Origin of the sequence: Rhodoferax saidenbachensis, from assembly GCF_001955715.1 — a bacterium.
Lineage (GTDB): Bacteria > Pseudomonadota > Gammaproteobacteria > Burkholderiales > Burkholderiaceae_C > Allorhodoferax > Allorhodoferax saidenbachensis.
The window spans coordinates 825,933-841,652 of record NZ_CP019239.1; the positions used below are offsets into that span (position 1 = coordinate 825,933).

Annotated in this window: 16 protein-coding genes; 10 read left to right on the forward strand and 6 right to left on the reverse strand. The window is 59.2% G+C overall.

Annotated elements, in window-relative coordinates; translation table 11 throughout:
* Window positions 1–801: 801 nt before the first annotated feature.
* Window positions 802–1,011 carry a hypothetical protein gene (locus tag RS694_RS03965; RefSeq protein WP_029707049.1) on the forward strand — a complete coding sequence of 70 codons (210 nt, stop codon included), beginning with the start codon at window positions 802–804 and terminating at the stop codon, window positions 1,009–1,011.
* A 69-nt stretch (window positions 1,012–1,080) separates the two neighbouring features.
* On the opposite strand, the gene RS694_RS03970 is transcribed toward RS694_RS03965, so the two are convergent.
* Complete coding sequence (locus RS694_RS03970; RefSeq protein WP_037247045.1) at window positions 1,081–1,401, reverse strand: hypothetical protein; 321 nt, start codon at window positions 1,399–1,401, stop codon at window positions 1,081–1,083.
* Between the two features lie 104 nt (window positions 1,402–1,505).
* Here RS694_RS03970 and RS694_RS03975 point away from each other — a divergent pair, with 104 nt between their 5' ends.
* Window positions 1,506–2,267 (forward strand): hypothetical protein, encoded by a 762-nt coding sequence (locus RS694_RS03975; protein ID WP_029707051.1) that lies wholly within the window; start codon window positions 1,506–1,508, stop codon window positions 2,265–2,267.
* A 31-nt stretch (window positions 2,268–2,298) separates the two neighbouring features.
* Here RS694_RS03975 and RS694_RS03980 read toward each other — a convergent pair whose 3' ends face one another.
* Entirely contained in the window at window positions 2,299–2,520 is a 222-nt protein-coding gene (locus RS694_RS03980) for a glycine zipper 2TM domain-containing protein (RefSeq protein ID WP_051391809.1), read from the reverse strand.
* 536 nt (window positions 2,521–3,056) lie between these two features.
* Between RS694_RS03980 and RS694_RS03985 the strand changes: the two genes are divergently transcribed.
* The 3 genes from RS694_RS03985 to RS694_RS03995 are packed head-to-tail and all read left to right on the forward strand — an operon-like array spanning window position 3,057 to window position 6,318.
* Entirely contained in the window at window positions 3,057–4,733 is a 1,677-nt protein-coding gene (locus RS694_RS03985) for a PAS domain-containing hybrid sensor histidine kinase/response regulator (RefSeq protein ID WP_241463957.1), read from the forward strand.
* Entirely contained in the window at window positions 4,726–5,586 is an 861-nt protein-coding gene (locus RS694_RS03990; RefSeq protein ID WP_241463953.1) for a response regulator, read from the forward strand. Before RS694_RS03985 ends, RS694_RS03990 begins: the two co-directional genes overlap by 8 nt.
* A gap of 6 nt (window positions 5,587–5,592) precedes the next feature.
* Window positions 5,593–6,318 carry a Crp/Fnr family transcriptional regulator gene (locus tag RS694_RS03995; protein WP_029707055.1) on the forward strand — a complete coding sequence of 242 codons (726 nt, stop codon included), beginning with the start codon at window positions 5,593–5,595 and terminating at the stop codon, window positions 6,316–6,318.
* A 26-nt stretch (window positions 6,319–6,344) separates the two neighbouring features.
* On the opposite strand, the gene RS694_RS04000 is transcribed toward RS694_RS03995, so the two are convergent.
* Window positions 6,345–6,923, reverse strand: coding sequence for a BON domain-containing protein (locus RS694_RS04000; RefSeq protein ID WP_029707056.1), 579 nt, complete (start codon window positions 6,921–6,923; stop codon window positions 6,345–6,347).
* 231 nt (window positions 6,924–7,154) lie between these two features.
* Between RS694_RS04000 and RS694_RS04005 the strand changes: the two genes are divergently transcribed.
* From RS694_RS04005 to queC, 4 genes are all read left to right on the forward strand, one after another.
* Window positions 7,155–7,838: an OmpA family protein gene (locus tag RS694_RS04005; RefSeq protein ID WP_029707057.1), complete on the forward strand. Its 684-nt coding sequence runs from the start codon at window positions 7,155–7,157 to the stop codon at window positions 7,836–7,838.
* Between the two features lie 161 nt (window positions 7,839–7,999).
* On the forward strand, window positions 8,000–9,547 hold the full coding sequence (locus tag RS694_RS20980; protein WP_029707058.1) for a methyl-accepting chemotaxis protein: 1,548 nt from the start codon (window positions 8,000–8,002) through the stop codon (window positions 9,545–9,547).
* A gap of 198 nt (window positions 9,548–9,745) precedes the next feature.
* Entirely contained in the window at window positions 9,746–10,246 is a 501-nt protein-coding gene (locus tag RS694_RS04015; RefSeq protein WP_152528798.1) for a hypothetical protein, read from the forward strand.
* 129 nt (window positions 10,247–10,375) lie between these two features.
* Window positions 10,376–11,113: a 7-cyano-7-deazaguanine synthase QueC gene (gene queC / locus RS694_RS04020; RefSeq protein ID WP_029707060.1), complete on the forward strand. Its 738-nt coding sequence runs from the start codon at window positions 10,376–10,378 to the stop codon at window positions 11,111–11,113.
* Here the strand turns inward: queC and RS694_RS04025 are convergent.
* From RS694_RS04025 to RS694_RS04035, 3 genes are all read right to left on the reverse strand, one after another.
* Window positions 11,080–12,876: an ABC transporter ATP-binding protein/permease gene (locus tag RS694_RS04025; RefSeq protein WP_029707061.1), complete on the reverse strand. Its 1,797-nt coding sequence runs from the start codon at window positions 12,874–12,876 to the stop codon at window positions 11,080–11,082. The two genes, queC and RS694_RS04025, sit on opposite strands and share 34 nt — an antisense overlap.
* A 45-nt stretch (window positions 12,877–12,921) precedes the next feature.
* Window positions 12,922–13,815, reverse strand: coding sequence for a 5'-nucleotidase (locus tag RS694_RS04030; RefSeq protein ID WP_029707062.1), 894 nt, complete (start codon window positions 13,813–13,815; stop codon window positions 12,922–12,924).
* Between the two features lie 185 nt (window positions 13,816–14,000).
* The gene (locus tag RS694_RS04035; protein WP_051391811.1) at window positions 14,001–14,552 is read right to left on the reverse strand and encodes a DUF4148 domain-containing protein; all 552 of its coding nucleotides are present in this window, start codon (window positions 14,550–14,552) and stop codon (window positions 14,001–14,003) included.
* A gap of 203 nt (window positions 14,553–14,755) precedes the next feature.
* Between RS694_RS04035 and RS694_RS04040 the strand changes: the two genes are divergently transcribed.
* Window positions 14,756–15,691 (forward strand): LysR family transcriptional regulator, encoded by a 936-nt coding sequence (locus RS694_RS04040; protein WP_029707064.1) that lies wholly within the window; start codon window positions 14,756–14,758, stop codon window positions 15,689–15,691.
* Window positions 15,692–15,720: the final 29 nt, after the last annotated feature.

The following is a 15,720-nucleotide window of genomic DNA, read 5'->3' on the forward strand; positions in this document are numbered from 1 at the left end:
GACTAAGAATGCCCAAGTGGCAAATGCCTTTGCCGGGAGCTATCCCGTATTTTTTTTACGCATTTTGTGACCGGGTAGGGCGATCACTTCTCCCTTTTGCTTGAGCCCAGCGGCTTCAAACATTGCAGAAGCTGCTGTAGTCATTGAATCTCGAACCGGGTCCATGTCTAGCCGCGCATAGATTGCCGTGGCCGCTGGGTCCTTATGGTTGAGTGACTTGCCAATCACCACCAGGGATGCACCGGTCGCTCCGCCTGGAAGCAGTCATTCTTCAAGGCCCGCTTCTGGCCCACTGCGGCTGTTGGTACTCCGCCCAGGGTCCTGACTCTGAAGTTTCACCTCTGAGATGAAATGCTCTGTCAGCATCACCTCCGATGACTAGATGCGAAAAAGTTGTTTTCGACTTTAATTTGTGGTGTTGCCAAATAGGTACGCCGCAAACCCGCATGAAGCCTAGGGTGCTGTTTTCGACTTTAATTGCGCGGATTATTAGCTCCGCTTTCTGGCCATTTCCATCCAGCAGCTGTTGCAACGCCACCGGCCGGGCGCCAGCTCGACGCCTCCCTCCGGGGGGCGATCACCTTGGCACCTGCCAGAACAGAAGCGAAAGTGCGCGGACTCCCGCAAGCCGTGGCCGGTATTTTCGGGCGCGGCACTCACACTGGTCGGCGGAGACATAGGCTGCATTCGGTATCACCTCTCGGGTTAATTCAAAAGCCGGTCCCATACTAACAAGGCTGTTTGACGGTACCGTTTCTGCACGCAAGCAGTATCCGGGCCACGGCAACGTAAAATCGGGGTATGAGTAAACCTGCAGACAAAACCAAGATCCTGGAAGACGGATTGCGCTACAAGTCCAAAGTCGGAGGATCTCCATTCCTGACGGCCTCCAATCCGGGCGCCGCCACGATGTCCTGCTTCCTGTGTGGCAAGCATCGTCCCCGTAGTGAATTGAAATCCCGCAAATTCATTGGCAAGTCCCAAGCCGTGTGTGACCCCAAGTGCGGCTGACTGCTTTTTGAGCGCCAATGACAAGGGCCCCAACTGGGGCCCTTGTTGTTTTGCGCAATCGCTGGGCGATTACTTCTTGGCGGCTACCTTGGCCTTCTTGGCGGGAGCCTTTGCAGGTGCCTTGGCTGGGGCTTTTGCCGCAGGCTTGGCGGCTGCTTTGGCCTTGGGGGCTGCCACGGGCGCGACCTTCAGTGCAGCGCGTTGATCACGCAGTGCATTGATTTCGGCAGAGATCTTGTTTTTGCGTTCGGTCAGCTTTGCGATATTGGCCGTGAGACGGGCAATGGTTTTCGCTTCCTTGGACACAACGACCTTTTTGGCCTTTACGGGCGCGGCAGTTTTCTTGAGAGTCACCGCGGCTTTAGGAGCCACTTTTTTTGCAGTTGCCATTTGATTCGATTTCCTTTTGTTATCTGACTAAGTATTCAGTCAGGCCTATATTGTCGCCAATCTTGAGACGATTATTTCCAACGCACTAATTCGAGCAGAAATCCATGAGCCGCTTCAACGCAGAATTCTCTCGCCTGTACCTTGTGCCTGACGCTACGTCCCCTGCGCAAGGGCGTCTGGTCGCTGCAGATGGCAGCGTCAAAGCGATGGTGCTTGAGGTCGCGCGGCCTGCGGACTGGGCAGAGCTGTCCACCGTATGGCACGCCATGCAGCACGAGCTGGAACTGCCTGCTGCGGCTATTGCAGTTTCAGGAACAGACGGGTTGCAGTTGTGGTTCTCAGTGGCGGAGCCGGTAAGTGCCGCAGACGCCACTGCGTTCCTGACCGCACTGCAAGGGAAGTACCTCAGCGCTGTACCTGCCAAACGGATTCGTCTGTATCCATCGAGCGCATCAGCTGTCAGCGGAATCGTTGTTCATGCAAAGGAAGTCCCCGCTATCCACGAGAACACCGGCAACTGGTCTGCATTCGTGAGTCCGGATCTGGCCTCTGTATTCGGAGAGGAGCCCTGGCTGGACATACCGCCCAACCAGGACCAACAGGCGGACATTCTTTCGCGACTGAAGTCGATGAAATTGGTGCAGTTCCGCGATGTGCTCAGTCGCTTGCGCGGTACCTTGCGTCAAGCGGAGGCGCCAACCAACGCCTCTGCGAGCGAACCCAAGGCACGCGCCACGGTGCCATCGGCTTACAACACGGGGACCACAAGCCCCAAAGAGTTTTTGACACAGGTGATGAATGATCCTGCCGTTTTGCTAAGCGACAGGATTGAGGCTGCCAAGGCGTTGCTGCCCTACGTGGCCTGAAGAGCGGCCTCGCCCCGACGTGGGGCGGCTGTTACTTCTTGGTCGCTTCGTGGCCAATAACACCGCCGACTGCCGCACCTGCGCCGGTGCACAACACACCGCCGCACATGGCATTGCCGACCACGCCGCCGATCACGGCACCGGCTGCGGTGCCTTTCTCCTGCTGGGTCATTCCGGCGCAACCACTCAGGGCCACAGCAGAGACGAGCAGCAGAGCGGGCAGACAGGCTGAAACACGTTGTGCAAATTTCATGATGGTTTCTCCAATGCGAAAACGGAAAACAAGGTGTGGGGCACAAGGCGCGCCACCACGGCTGAAAGCCCATTGTTTGCCCGTGATGCGCTGTGTTCTGTGCGCCTGTGCACATAACGGAAAGATTTATTTGCTATTAAATTGAGAGCTGCTTGCGCATATTGAATAAGGGCTGCAGCCTGATTTGATGCCCAATTGCGAGTTATGTGGTCTGGCGCACACAGCAAATACGAGGCAAGGGCCTACTCTCACCGGGCACGACGCAGCAGATGCGCGTATAAGAGGCTTCGCGTTTCGCAAATCCTTGCCTATGGTTTCTCCTCAGTGGCGCATGCCACGGTAAGGCCCCCTTGAAAACCACCCATTCGACCGTTGCCAAACTGGCGGCGGCATTTTTCCTTATTCTGGCGGGTATCGCGTTTGCCTTCTTTCCGTTTTCCCAGGCTGCGCTGGCATGTTGGGGCGCACTGGCTTCCGGGCTGGCGCTGTATGTGTTCTACCAAAACCGTGAATTGGCGCAACGCAATGCCCTGCATGTGCAGCGTGCGGATGCACTGAACAAGTCCGGGGCGCTGCAGAGCGCCATTTTCAACAGCGCCAATTTCTCCAGCATTGCCACAGATGCCCAGGGCGTGATCCAGATTTTTAATGTGGGGGCCGAGCGCATGCTGGGTTACACCGCTGCGGAGGTGGTGAACAAGATCACGCCGGCCGAGATATCGGACCCCCAGGAAGTGGTGGCCCGGGCCAAGAGCCTGAGCGTGGAGCTGGAAACGGAAATCACGCCCGGTTTTGAGGCCTTGGTGTTCAAGGCTTCGCGTGGTATTGAAGACATCTACGAGCTCACCTATATCCGCAAGGACGGCAGCCGTTTCCCGGCGGTGGTATCAGTGACAGCGTTGCGCGATGACAGCAACACCATCATTGGTTATTTGCTGATAGGCACCGACAACACAGCACGCATGCGTATCGAAGCCGAGCGGGCACGGCTGGACCAGGTGCTGCAGGCCAAAAACATTGAGCTGGAAGCAGCCCGTAAAACGGCGGACAAGGCGAATCTGGCCAAGTCCGACTTCCTGTCCAGCATGAGCCATGAACTGCGCTCACCGCTCAACGCCATTCTGGGGTTTGCCCAGTTGATGGAATCGGGTACGCCACTGCCTACGCCGACACAGCAGGCCAACATCGACCAGATTCTTCGGGCCGGCTGGTATCTGTTGGAGCTGATCAACGAGATTCTGGATCTGGCGCTGATCGAGTCGGGCAAGCTCTCCATGTCCATGGAGCCCATCTCGCTGCCCGACGTGCTGCGAGATTGCCAGACCATGATTGAGCCGCAGGCGCAAAAGCGGGGCATCCAGATGCGCTTCCCGCAGTTTGACGCTCCCCGGTTTGTCGAGGCGGACCGCACCCGCGTGAAGCAGGTGGTGGTCAATCTGCTGACGAACGCCATCAAGTACAACCGTCCGAACGGATCGGTCGAGGTCACCTGCGATACAGACACCGACGCGCACCATGTCCGCATCAGCGTGCGCGACACCGGTGAGGGCTTGTCGCCACCCAAGATTGCGCAGTTGTTCCAACCCTTCAACCGGCTGGGTCAGGAAGCCAGTGTGGAAGAGGGCACTGGCATCGGGCTGGTGGTCAGCAAACGTCTCGTGGAGCTGATGGGGGGCGCCATCGGTGCGCACAGCACCCTGGGAGTGGGCAGCGTCTTCTGGGTTGAGTTGAATCTGGCAGAGCCTCCCCAGTTGGTGTTTGATGCCCATGCGCCCACGGAGTTGCCACTGTCGCGCGTGCCCGACGGCGCTCAGGTGCGCACCCTGCTGTATGTGGAAGACAACCAGGCCAATATGGAACTGGTGGCACAGCTGATTGCACGCCGTCCTGATATTCGTCTGCTCAGTGCGCGGGACGGTACACGGGGTGTGGCACTGGCGCGCACGCATCTGCCGGATGTGATTCTGATGGACATCAATTTGCCGGGCATCAGCGGTACGCAGGCTTTGAAAATCCTGCAGGAAGACTTCTCTACCCAACACATACCGGTACTGGCACTCAGCGCCAATGCCATGCCGCGTGATATTGAAAAGGGCCTGGAAGTCGGCTTTTTCCGCTACCTCACCAAACCCATCAAGATTGCCGAGTTCATGAATGCACTGGACCTGGCGCTGGAACTCGCAGCCCAACACAACCCCACGCTCCATGACTGAAGGAAGCCCCATGCCTGCCGACACCATCGACATACTCAATGCCAGCATCCTGATCGTAGATGACCAGGACGCCAATGTGCTCTTGCTGGAACAATTGCTGCAGGGCGTGGGCTACACCCACGTCACATCGACCACCCGGCCGCAGGACGTGGTGGCCTTGCACCGTGAGCACCACTACGACCTGATCCTGCTGGACTTGCAGATGCCGGTGATGGATGGCTTTGAGGTCATGGATGCACTCAAGGCCGAGGCGAATGACGATTACCTGTCCGTCATCGTGCTCACCGCCCAGCCGGGGCACAAATTGCGTGCGCTGCAGTCGGGTGCCAAGGATTTCGTGGCCAAGCCATTCGATCTGGTGGAGGTGAAGACGCGCATCCACAACATGCTGGAAGTGCGCCTGCTGTACAAAAAGCTTGCCGGTTTCAACAAGATACTGGAACAGACCGTGCAGGAGCGCACGGCCGAGCTGCGCCAGAGCGAGGCGCGTTACCGCAGCCTGACCGAGCTGGCATCGGACTGGTACTGGGAACAGGACGAAGCCGGTGGTTTTACCAAGGTGTCGGGTCCCGTGCTGGAGATGCTGGGTGTGCAGGTGGCAGACAACACCGCAGGCAAGCGCAGTGCGTTATCGGGGGGGTGGAATGCGTCCGAGCGTGACGCTTTGCGCGCCACCATTGCCGCGCGTGAGCCTTTTCTGGACTTTCTGCTGCACCGGGTCAACGCGGATGGGTCACAGCAGCAGTTTCGTGTGAGTGGCGAGCCCATGTTCAGCGAGAACAGCCGCTTCCTGGGCTACCGTGGGATCGGGGTTGAGGGGGCTTCGCGGCCGCTTGCATCCCATCAGGAATAGGCCACCATGTCTGCACTCCACAGTCCTGAACACAATTATTTGCTGGCGGCGCTGTTGCCCGCCGACTTGGCTTCTTTCTCTGCTGATCTGGAGCTGGTGCCCCTGCCGTTGGGGCAGATGCTGTACGAGCCCGGAACCCAATTGCGCCACGCCTACTTTCCCACCACGTCCATCGTGTCGCTGCACTACGTCACCGAGTCTGGTGCGTCGGCAGAAACAGCGGGTGTGGGGAACGAAGGTGTGCTGGGTGTTTCGCTCTACATGGGGGGCGACACCACGTCCAGTTCGGCCGTGGTGCAAACCGCAGGCCATGCTTATCGGCTGGAGCGCAGTCTGCTGTTGCGCGAGTTCAACCGGGCCGGGGCATTGCAGCAATTGCTGTTGCGTTACACCCAGGCACTGATGACCCAGATGGCGCAGTCTGCCGTGTGCAACCGCCACCATTCTGTGGAGCAGCAACTGTGCCGCTGGTTGTTGTTGACCATGGACCGGGTGCCACTGCGTGAACTGGTGATGACACAGGAGTTGGTGGCCAGCATGCTGGGTGTGCGCCGCGAAAGCGTGACCGAAGCGGCGGGCAAACTGCAAGACTTGGGCTACATCCGTTATCGGCGCGGGCACATCGGTGTGCTGGACCGTAAGGGGCTGGAGACACACGCCTGCGAATGTTATGGCGTGGTCAAGAAAGAACTGTCCCGCCTGCTCAGCGACGTGCGCCACCGCCAGACCTGAGTCCGGCAGCGGCCGCAACAGCGCATTTACTGCTTGATGCGCATTTCGTTGGTGACGGTGCGCACGCCCTCTACCGCGCGTGTCACTTCAATCGCCCGGTCGATCTGATCCTGGTTGTTCACAAAACCGCTGAGCTGGACTTCGTCCTGGCGGGTGACGACGGCAATATCAAAACTCTTGACCCGTGTGTCCGCGAGCAGTGCGGCCTTGACCTTGCTGGTAATGATGCTGGCGTCGATCTTGTTGCCGACCGTAGTGGGCGTGTTGCGCAGGGTCACGTTGTTCTGAACGTTCTTGACGCCCGACACGGTGCGGGTGGCTGCCGTGGCGCGGTCCACCTGGGCCTGGTTGTCGACAAAGCCACTGAGCAGGACTTCGCCTTTGCGGGTCTCTACCTTGAAATCAAAACTGCGGATGTCAGCATCGGCCAGCAGGGCGGACTTGACGCTGCTGGTGATCACCGTGTCATCGATTTCGGTACCCACGGTGGTCTCGGCTGCTGGTGCGGCCATCGCGGGCGTGGTTTTTTCGCAGCCCACGAGCGTGAGCGCCGAAACGCCGACCAGTGCAGTGCTCAGGATAAAAGTACCAATACGGGTGTTCATGTGAATTGCTCCTTGAAAGAAGCCACAGGGTTGTGGCGGTAGAGGAGACTTTCTCCCCGTTGACCGCAGAGGTCTGTGCGTTGGCACACGTTTTTTCGAAGGCCAGAAGATCTGGTGCGAGTGTTGCCTGGCGCACAGACTGCACGGTGCGCGCTGCATATTCTCAGGGTGTGGACGTGAAGCAGATCAAGCAAGCGCGTCACTTTTTTAAACCCTCAAGGAGTACCCACCATGCAAACTACCAGCAAACTTATTTTTTCCGCTCTGGCCATGGCCGCACTGATGCCAGTCGCCGCCGTGGCGCAAAGTTATCCCAACCAGGGTTACCTGGTGGATAGCGTCGGACGCGTTGTTGGCAGCGCAACACCTAACCAATGCTGGCACACCAGCGAATGGACTCCGGCTATGGCCGTGGAGCCATGTGACCCCGTGATCAAGCGCATGTCTGCCGCGCCAGCGGAGCAGGTTGCACAAGCAGCCCCTGCACCAGTGGCCGTACCACCGCCCGTGATGATGCCCATGTCGCAACGCACGAGCTTCTCGGCCGACGCGCTGTTTGCTTTTGACAAAGCAGCACTCAAACCAGAAGGCAAGACCATGCTGGATGACCTGGCCGTCCAGCTCAAGGGTGTCAACTACGACACCATCGAAGTGACCGGTCATGCAGACCGCATTGGCAGTGCCGCCTACAACCAGAAGTTGTCCGAACGCCGGGCCAATGAAGTGAAGTCTTATCTGGTCGAGAAGAACATTCCAGCGAATCGCATCAGCGCCAGCGGCTTGGGAGAAACCCAGCCTGTAACCCAACTGGCGGATTGCAAGGGCCCCCTGAATGCCAAGCTCATCGCCTGTCTGCAACCGGATCGCCGTGTGGACGTGGAGATGAAGGGCACCAAGCCCGCCGCTGCACAGTAAGCCGTCTGCGGCCAGATCCCTTGTGACAAGGGATCTAAGGGTTTTTGCGGTGTTGATAGTGTTTGACCGACTTGGAAGAAGCCGGATACTCTTTTGGGCCTGCGGTGGCAATGTTCACCGCAGGCCCAAAGCACATTCAAGTACCGCAGGAGACCACAGGCATGAAGCCTTTCAGCATCGCTTTCAAAATATGGATGCCCGCCATCGCAGTCAGTATTGGGCTGGTGGCCATGTCAATCGGTTCTGCGGTCCGCACCATCCGCTCCCAAGCGGTGACCGTGGCAGAACAGTCCGAGCAGCAAAGCAAGCTGGAGTTGAGTTCCCGCTGGCGTGGACTGGCCGAAGTGCAGGCCGTGCGTGGCATGGGGGCCGCCATCAATGCAGACGTCGCTGCCGCGCAGTACTTGCAATCGGGGCAGGACGCGGAAATGCAGGAGATGGAAAAAATCCAGAAAAAGCTGGAAGAAATCCTGCAAAGCCCGCAGGAGCGTGCGGCACTCGATGACGTAAAAGCCAGTGCCGCAGCGCTGGCACGTTCCCTTGCCAAGGCGCAGGAGCTCAAGGCAGCGGGCAATATGCAGTCGGTGTTCACCCATGTGCAGGGAGACACCAAGGCCCAGCTTGCCGCCTTTTCGGCCGCGCAGAAAAAGCTGGTGCAACTCAGTGAAGAGGGCGCCAAGGCCCTGCGCACCAAGGCCGGTGCCGAACGCCTGCAAACGGTGTGGAGTGTGGCCGGCATCATGGCGGTGATCATCCTGCTGGTGGTCTTTGGCACGCGCTTGTTGCAGCGCAATGTGTGTGATCCGTTGGACCAGGTCGTGGCCATCGCCAAGTCCATTGGTGACGGTGACCTGAGCGTGAAGATAAACACCCAGCGCGCAGACGAGATGGGTGAGGTGATGCGCTCCCTGGCCCATATGGTGGACTCGCTGGCGCAACTGGTGGGGCAGGTGCACAAGTCCACTGCCAGTATTGGCGTGGCCAGCGCCGAGATTGCCCACGGCAACCAGGATCTGTCAGACCGCACCGAACAAACCGCCTCCAACCTGCAGCGCGCGGCCTCCAGCATGGGCCATTTGAGTGGTTCGGTGCGCCAGTCGGCGGACTCGGCCCGCCAGGCCAACGCACTGGCGGGCGAGGCTTTCGCAGTGGCCGACCGCGGCGGCGCTTCAGTGGCCCAGGTGGTGAGCACCATGCACGAGATCAACGCCTCTTCGCGCAAGATTGTCGACATCATTGGTGTGATCGACGGTATCGCTTTCCAGACCAACATCCTGGCACTCAACGCTGCGGTAGAGGCGGCGCGGGCTGGCGAGCAGGGCCGTGGCTTCGCCGTGGTGGCCAGCGAGGTGCGCAGCCTGGCCGGGCGCTCGGCTGAGGCAGCCAAGGAGATCAAGAGCCTCATTGGCGCCTCGGTGGCGAATGTGGAAACCGGCAGCCAACTGGCGGACACGGCCGGCCAGACCATGCAGGAGATCGTGAAATCGGTGCAAAGTGTGTCCGGCATCATTGGCGAAATCACGGCTACCAGTGCCGAGCAAAGTGACGATATGCAGCAGGTGAACAGCGCGGTGTCGGAGCTGGAGCAGGTGACCCAGCAAAACGCCGCCCTGGTGGAGCAAAGCGCCGCTGCCGCTAGCTCCATGCGCGAGCAGGCCGCTGTGCTGGGGGCGCTGATCGGACGGTTCAAGCTGCCAGCGATAGCTTGATTCGCGTTTAGTAGCCAGCAGGCCTGGCAGGCTGGTTTTGCACCAAATGGGTGCAAATTTGGCGTCCAAAAACCGGGTTTCACCGCAGTTTTTTTCAATTATTTTAAAAATAGGCCTAAATTAGCCCCTAAATCTGCCGTTAAGAAACGTACGTCAACAGCTAAAAGTCACCGGAGGGGCCCCAAGCCCTTATGCAAAATGCAACTGCCATCCATTGATCGAACCCCAAATGTGCGCCCCGCCGGCGCAGATTTGGCTTCGTCTGGGGCAAACAAGGTGATACCGGTCGCACCGGTCAATCCGTCGGTCAAAGTCAGCCCCCCACTGGAGACCCAAAAGCCGGGTGTGGTGGATCTGGTCAACCCGGCACTCAAGATATCCGAGGGTGAGGCGGCGCATACCAGTGTGTCGGATCCCGGCAAACGCGGTTCCGAAGCCGCCACAGCCCCCAAAGACTGGACCATCCACCGTCCGGCACCCGAAAAAGTGGAGAACCCTCCACCCAAGCCGATTGCACAAGTATTGATGGACCACCTCAAGACGGTGTGGACGGCCAGTGCCAGCGCCATCCAGATCGAGCAGGTGAAGAACCAATTGACCACGGCCGAACCCGTGCAGCCTAGCCAGGTGCCCGGTGACCTGGCCAAGGAAGTGCTGGTCTACGCGCCCAGCAAGATCACCAAGACCGAAAACATCTAAAAGGTGTTTTCTGTGCGCTCCGCCGCCGCGCGGGGCGCTCCCTCTCCAAGTAATAAGCCCGTTTTAAGATAGCCCGGCGCGGACTTGCGCTCACGCGCTATTGGCACCTCACAGCGATACCATGCGGGTATGCACACCACAGCCCTTGTTCTCTTCTCCGGCGGTCAGGATTCCACTACCTGCCTGGCCCACGCACTGTCCCGTTATGAACGGGTCGAAACCATTGCCTTTGACTACCGCCAGCGCCACAGCGTAGAGCTGGATGCACGTCTGAAGGTCCTTGCGGAGATCAAACGCCAGTTTCCCCAGTGGGGCGCCAAACTTGGGGAAGACCATCTGCTGGATCTGGCGGTGCTGGGTGAAGTCAGTGAAACCTCGCTGACCCGCGACACCGCGTTTGAACTGGAAGCCAGCGGTCTGCCCAATACCTTTGTGCCCGGTCGCAATCTGTTGTTCATGACGCTGGCTGCCGCGGTGGCCTATCGCCGAGGTCTGCAGGTCATCGTCACTGGTGTGTGCGAGACCGATTACTCGGGCTACCCCGATTGCCGTGACGACACCATGAAGGCCATGCAGCTCGCCCTGTCACTGGGGCTGGACAAACGCTTTCTGATCGAAACCCCACTGATGTGGATAGACAAGGCCGCCACCTGGAAGCTGGCCCAGGACCTGGGCGATGCCTCAGGCGTGGCCGGCGGCGGCCAGGCGCTGGTGGACCTGATCGTGGAGCACACCCACACCTGCTACCTGGGTGACCGCAGCCATCGCCAGGCTTGGGGCTACGGCTGCGGCACCTGCCCGGCCTGCGAGCTGCGCGCACGCGGCCATGCGGCTTATGTAGCGGGGTGTTCGTCGGTCAGCGTGTAGCGCGCGCCGCCGCTATCACCGTGCGGGCGTGGTGTCAGCGTCCAGCGCCGGTCATGGAAAGTCGCCACGCTGGGGCGATGTGCTATCGAAATAAGAGCGCCTTGCGCAGATTCCACCTGCGCTAGAAGCCTTTTATAGACCAAATTCTCGGTGGACTCGTCCAGCGCACTGGTGGCCTCGTCGGCAAAGATCCACTTCGGTTTCTTGAGCAACACGCGGGCAATCGCTAGGCGCTGTTGCTCGCCGCCCGAGAGCTTCTGGCTCCAGGCGTCCGTATGGTCTAACTGGTCGGCCAACTGGGGCAGCAGGGCGTCATGCAGTGCGGCGCGCAGTTGTTCGTCGGTGTAGCTGGCCGGTGTTTGTGGATAGGCCAGCGCGTCGCGCAGCGGGCCGTTCGGGAAATAGGGGCGCTGGGGGATGAACATGGTGTCGGCCGGGCGCTGCACCGTGCCGCGTGCAAAGGGCCAGATGCCCGCCAGTGTGCGGAACAGCGTGGACTTGCCGCTGCCCGAAGGCCCTTGCAGCAACACGCGGTCGCCCGCCTGGGCGTGCAGGGTGGTCTGGTCCAGCAGGACCGCGCCACCGGGCAACTCCAGGTGCAGGTCGCGCGCGTCCAGTGCTACAAAATCAGTAGCTGCTTGCGCAGTACTGTCGCGGGCTAGGGCCCTAAAAGATGCCTCAAAACTGGTCAGGCGGTCAGTGGTGGCGCGCCATGTCGCCAGGCTGCTGTAGCTGTCGACAAACCAGCTCAGCGCGCCTTGTACCTGCCCAAACGCGCTGGAGATCTGGATCAGCTCCCCGAGCTGGATGGCGCCGCTGAAAAAACGCGGTGCCGCCACGATAAACGGAAACACCACCGCTGCCTGGCCAAAGAAGCTGGTGAACCAGACCAGGCTTTTCTGCTTCTTGATCAGGCGCAGGTAGTTGTCCAGCACACGGCCAAAGCGCAGGTCGAGCTGGGCACGCTCTGCGGTTTCGCCACGGTCCAGGGCGATGGATTCGCTGTACTCACGCACCCGAATCATGTGATGGCGAAAGTCGGCTTCCACCTGTTGCTGCTGGAAGTTCAGCGCGATCTGCGGGCGGCCGATGTAGTGCGTGATGATGCTGCCCGCTGCGCAGTACAGCACCGCCATCCAGACCATGAAGCCGGGGATGTTGTATGCGTTCCCTTGCACGGTAAACGCAAAGCCACCCGACAGGACCCACAGAATGCCGACAAAGCTGGCCAGCGTAACCACCGAGTTCAGCAGGCCCATGGTCAGGCCGATGGTGAGGCCAGTGAACTGGTTGATGTCCTCCTGGATACGCTGGTCCGGGTTGTCGGGGTTGCCTTGGCCTGCCGGGGGCTGGCTGGTGAAACGCGCCAGCTCCAGCTTGTAAAACGCGTGGTTGGAGAGCCAGCGCTCCAGGTAGTGCGCAGTCATCCAGGCGCGCCAGCGCATTTCCAGCAACTGCGTCAGGTAAAACTTGTAGACCGCAATGATGATGGAGGCGAATGCGATGTAGGTGAAACGCCCCAACTGCGTCCAGAACACCGCGGCGTTTTTTTCCTGCAGCGCGTCGTAGAAAAGTTTGTTCCAGTCGTTGAACAACACGGCCATGTAGACCAGCCCGAGGTTCAGCGCAATGATGGCCAGCAGCAGGCCCCGGGCCTGCCATTTCTGCTCTGACGAGAAGTAGGGCGCTGACAAGGCCCAGACACGCTGTGTGAACAGCCTGAACGATGCCAGTTTGGTGCGCAGACCCGACACAAATGCCATGTAACCCCCTGTGAAACAAGGGGTCCATGGTAGCGTGGACAGGCCCTAGTTGCGCACGCCGCTGGCCACGTGGCCCGAGGGCACGTGTCGCGCGGCCGATTCAATGTGACCGGTCTGGTCGTCAAAGAAAAAGTCGGGTTCGAATTCGCGCAGAAACTCACCTTTGTCCAGGCCACCGAGGAACATGGCTTCGTCCACCTCAATGTTCCAGTCCATCAGCGTGCGGATGGCGCGCTCATGCGCCGGCGCGCTGCGGGCCGTGACCAGGGCTGTGCGTATGCGCATGTGAGGGATGTTGGCCCGTTGCATACGGTGCAGTGCCACCAGCAGGGGTTTGAAGGGGCCGTCTGGCAAAGGCTGCGCCACTTTGTCCATTTCGTGTTGCTGAAATGCAGTGAGGCCCTGCGCTTGGTATACCTGTTCAGCTTCGTCGCTGAACAGCACCGCGTCACCGTCGAACGCAATGCGCACTTCACCAGGGTGCGCTTCGCTGGCGTGGGCTGAGCGGGGGTAGACCTGCGCCGCGGGGACACCTGCGTCGAGTGCAGCGCGTACGTCGCTCAAGTGGGTACTCAGGAAAAGGTTGGCGTGCAGCGGTTTGAGGTAACGCCATGGCGCCTCGCCGCGGGTGAACGAACAGCGGATGATGGGCAGGTTGTAGTGCGCTGCCGATTTCATCACGCGCAGACCGCTCACCGGGTCATTGCGCGAAAGGATGACCACCTCTACGCGCTGTGACGGTGTTTCGTTAAAGGCCAACAGTTTTTTGACCAGAGAAAACGCGACCCCCGGTGTGGCAGGAATATCCAGGCGCTCGCGCTGCAGTTGCATGTAAGCGCGGTCGTCCCCTTGTTCGAAGATCTGGTTTTCTTCCTCAAAGTCAAACAGGGCGCGGCTGGAAATCGCGACCACCAGTTTTCCGTCCAATGTCAGTGCCATAGAGGGGTTCTTTTCAAATATTCCACGCTAAAAGCGATGGAGGGGTGCTAACACATGGCTTGCCGAGCGCGCACAGGTGGAGACTGGCGTGCATGTGGCAATGGTAGCGGTAGCTGAGGCGCCCGCAGGATACAAAAAAGCCCCGCAACCTTTCGGTTGCGGGGCAATCTGTGAAAGCTGTCAGCTTAGTTGGTGATAGTCACAGGGTAGCTGTTGGGGAACAGCTCATTGAGCTTGCGGCCATTGCCGGCGAAGAACACATCGCCCTGGTTATTGCTGGCGACGATGTCACCTGTACGTTTGGCTTCAGCCAATTCGGCTGCGACTTGAGCGCGTGTCTTGCCCGCTACGACGGGCTTGGCAGGGTAAGCAGCAGGGAAGAGATCGTTGAGCTTTTGTCCGCTGGCAGCGCCAAATTCTTCGCCTTGGTTCTTGCTGGCAGCAATGTTGCCACTGCGTTGCGCTTCAGCCAATTCAGCGCGAACTTGCTCGCGTGTCTTGCCTGTCACGACGGGTTTTGCAGGGTAAGCAGCAGGGAAGAGTTCGTTGAGCTTGTATCCGCTGGCAGCGCCAAATTCTTCACCTTGGTTCTTGCTGGCAGCCATGTCGCCAGTGCGTTGCGCTTCGGTCAATTCAGCGCGAACTTGTTCGCGGGTTTTGCCAAAGTCAGCGGCTTGTGCGTGGCCAGTTACCAATGTTGCGACGGCCAATGCGATAGATGCGGTTGCGTATTTCATGATTCAAATCCTTCTTCACTACGTGGTTGATTCCGACCGCAGAACACAATGTTCAACAGGCGGTATCGAGGGGGCGTTCTCTTTCGTCTCATCGATGGGTTGAACTGTAGAGAAAGCTGTGCATTTAAAAAATACCTCGTCAAGCAGTGGTGTATTGCGTTGTTTGAAATAATCCAACCCTTGAATTCCAAACACAGGCCTCCATGGACCGACTCATGTCAATGCGCGTATTTCAAAAGGTCATCGATGAAGGTGGCTTTGCAGCGGCAGCGCGGGCCCTGGATATGTCTTCGGCAGGTGTCACGCGTCAAATCGCGGACTTGGAAGACTATTTGGGGACCCGCCTGTTGCACCGTACAACACGCCGCCTCTCACTGAGTCCCGCTGGGGAGGCCTATCTCAACCGCGTGCGCACCATCCTCACGGATATTGATGAAGCGCACCAGCTTGCCAGTTCTCAGACCCTTGAGCTGGCAGGGGAGTTGCGGATTCTTACGCCGCCCGTCTTGGCGACCCATGTGCTGGCGCCCTTGCTCGCAGGTTTTGCGGCGGAGTATCCCAACATCAATTTGAACATTGAGGTGGATGCGTTGCGTGATCCTCCCATCGAGGACTACGACGTTACCTTGCTCCCCACTGAAGGCATTTTTGATGCTGATGTCATTGCCCGCAGAGTCTCCAGTACGCAGGCCATTTTGGTGGCATCGCCCGCCTACATCCAGCGCAAAGGCACACCCAAATCCCCTGAAGACTTGATCCACCACGACACTTTGCGGTTGAAAACCACAACAGCGGTGTATGGACAGTGGCGCCTCTTCAATGCCACACGCAACGACGAGCCCGTGGATTTCGCGGTCAAGCCCAAGCTGTGGGCCAACCATACCGACACCTTGCTCAAAGCGGCGGTTGATGGTGTTGGCATTACCTCTGCGGCGGTGGACTTGGTCGCTCCCATGCTGAACCAAGGAAGCTTGGTCCGGGTACTAGCGCCCTGGAACGCGGGCCGACTCAGTCTTTACGCCGCGCTACCCAGTCGGAAGTTCATTCCGGAGCGGACACGCGTGTTTTTGGAGTACCTGACGGAGCAAACCCGCATTCAGAATGACGCTGCACTGCGGGCTTGTACCAACTGCGCTTAACAAGCAAGTTAAGACGCAAAACCGAGGCT

Excerpts from the sequence above, each read along its gene's own strand:
- RS694_RS03965 (WP_029707049.1), top strand. The coding sequence starts at position 802 with ATGAGTAAACCTGCAGACAAAACCAAGATCCTGGAAGACGGATTGCGC.
- RS694_RS03970 (WP_037247045.1), bottom strand. The coding sequence starts at position 1,401 with ATGGCAACTGCAAAAAAAGTGGCTCCTAAAGCCGCGGTGACTCTCAAG.
- RS694_RS03975 (WP_029707051.1), top strand. The coding sequence starts at position 1,506 with ATGAGCCGCTTCAACGCAGAATTCTCTCGCCTGTACCTTGTGCCTGAC.
- RS694_RS03980 (WP_051391809.1), bottom strand. The coding sequence starts at position 2,520 with ATGAAATTTGCACAACGTGTTTCAGCCTGTCTGCCCGCTCTGCTGCTC.
- RS694_RS03990 (WP_241463953.1), top strand. The coding sequence starts at position 4,726 with ATGACTGAAGGAAGCCCCATGCCTGCCGACACCATCGACATACTCAAT.
- RS694_RS03995 (WP_029707055.1), top strand. The coding sequence starts at position 5,593 with ATGTCTGCACTCCACAGTCCTGAACACAATTATTTGCTGGCGGCGCTG.
- RS694_RS04000 (WP_029707056.1), bottom strand. The coding sequence starts at position 6,923 with ATGAACACCCGTATTGGTACTTTTATCCTGAGCACTGCACTGGTCGGC.
- RS694_RS04005 (WP_029707057.1), top strand. The coding sequence starts at position 7,155 with ATGCAAACTACCAGCAAACTTATTTTTTCCGCTCTGGCCATGGCCGCA.
- RS694_RS20980 (WP_029707058.1), top strand. The coding sequence starts at position 8,000 with ATGAAGCCTTTCAGCATCGCTTTCAAAATATGGATGCCCGCCATCGCA.
- RS694_RS04015 (WP_152528798.1), top strand. The coding sequence starts at position 9,746 with ATGCAACTGCCATCCATTGATCGAACCCCAAATGTGCGCCCCGCCGGC.
- queC (WP_029707060.1), top strand. The coding sequence starts at position 10,376 with ATGCACACCACAGCCCTTGTTCTCTTCTCCGGCGGTCAGGATTCCACT.
- RS694_RS04025 (WP_029707061.1), bottom strand. The coding sequence starts at position 12,876 with ATGGCATTTGTGTCGGGTCTGCGCACCAAACTGGCATCGTTCAGGCTG.
- RS694_RS04030 (WP_029707062.1), bottom strand. The coding sequence starts at position 13,815 with ATGGCACTGACATTGGACGGAAAACTGGTGGTCGCGATTTCCAGCCGC.
- RS694_RS04035 (WP_051391811.1), bottom strand. The coding sequence starts at position 14,552 with ATGAAATACGCAACCGCATCTATCGCATTGGCCGTCGCAACATTGGTA.
- RS694_RS04040 (WP_029707064.1), top strand. The coding sequence starts at position 14,756 with ATGGACCGACTCATGTCAATGCGCGTATTTCAAAAGGTCATCGATGAA.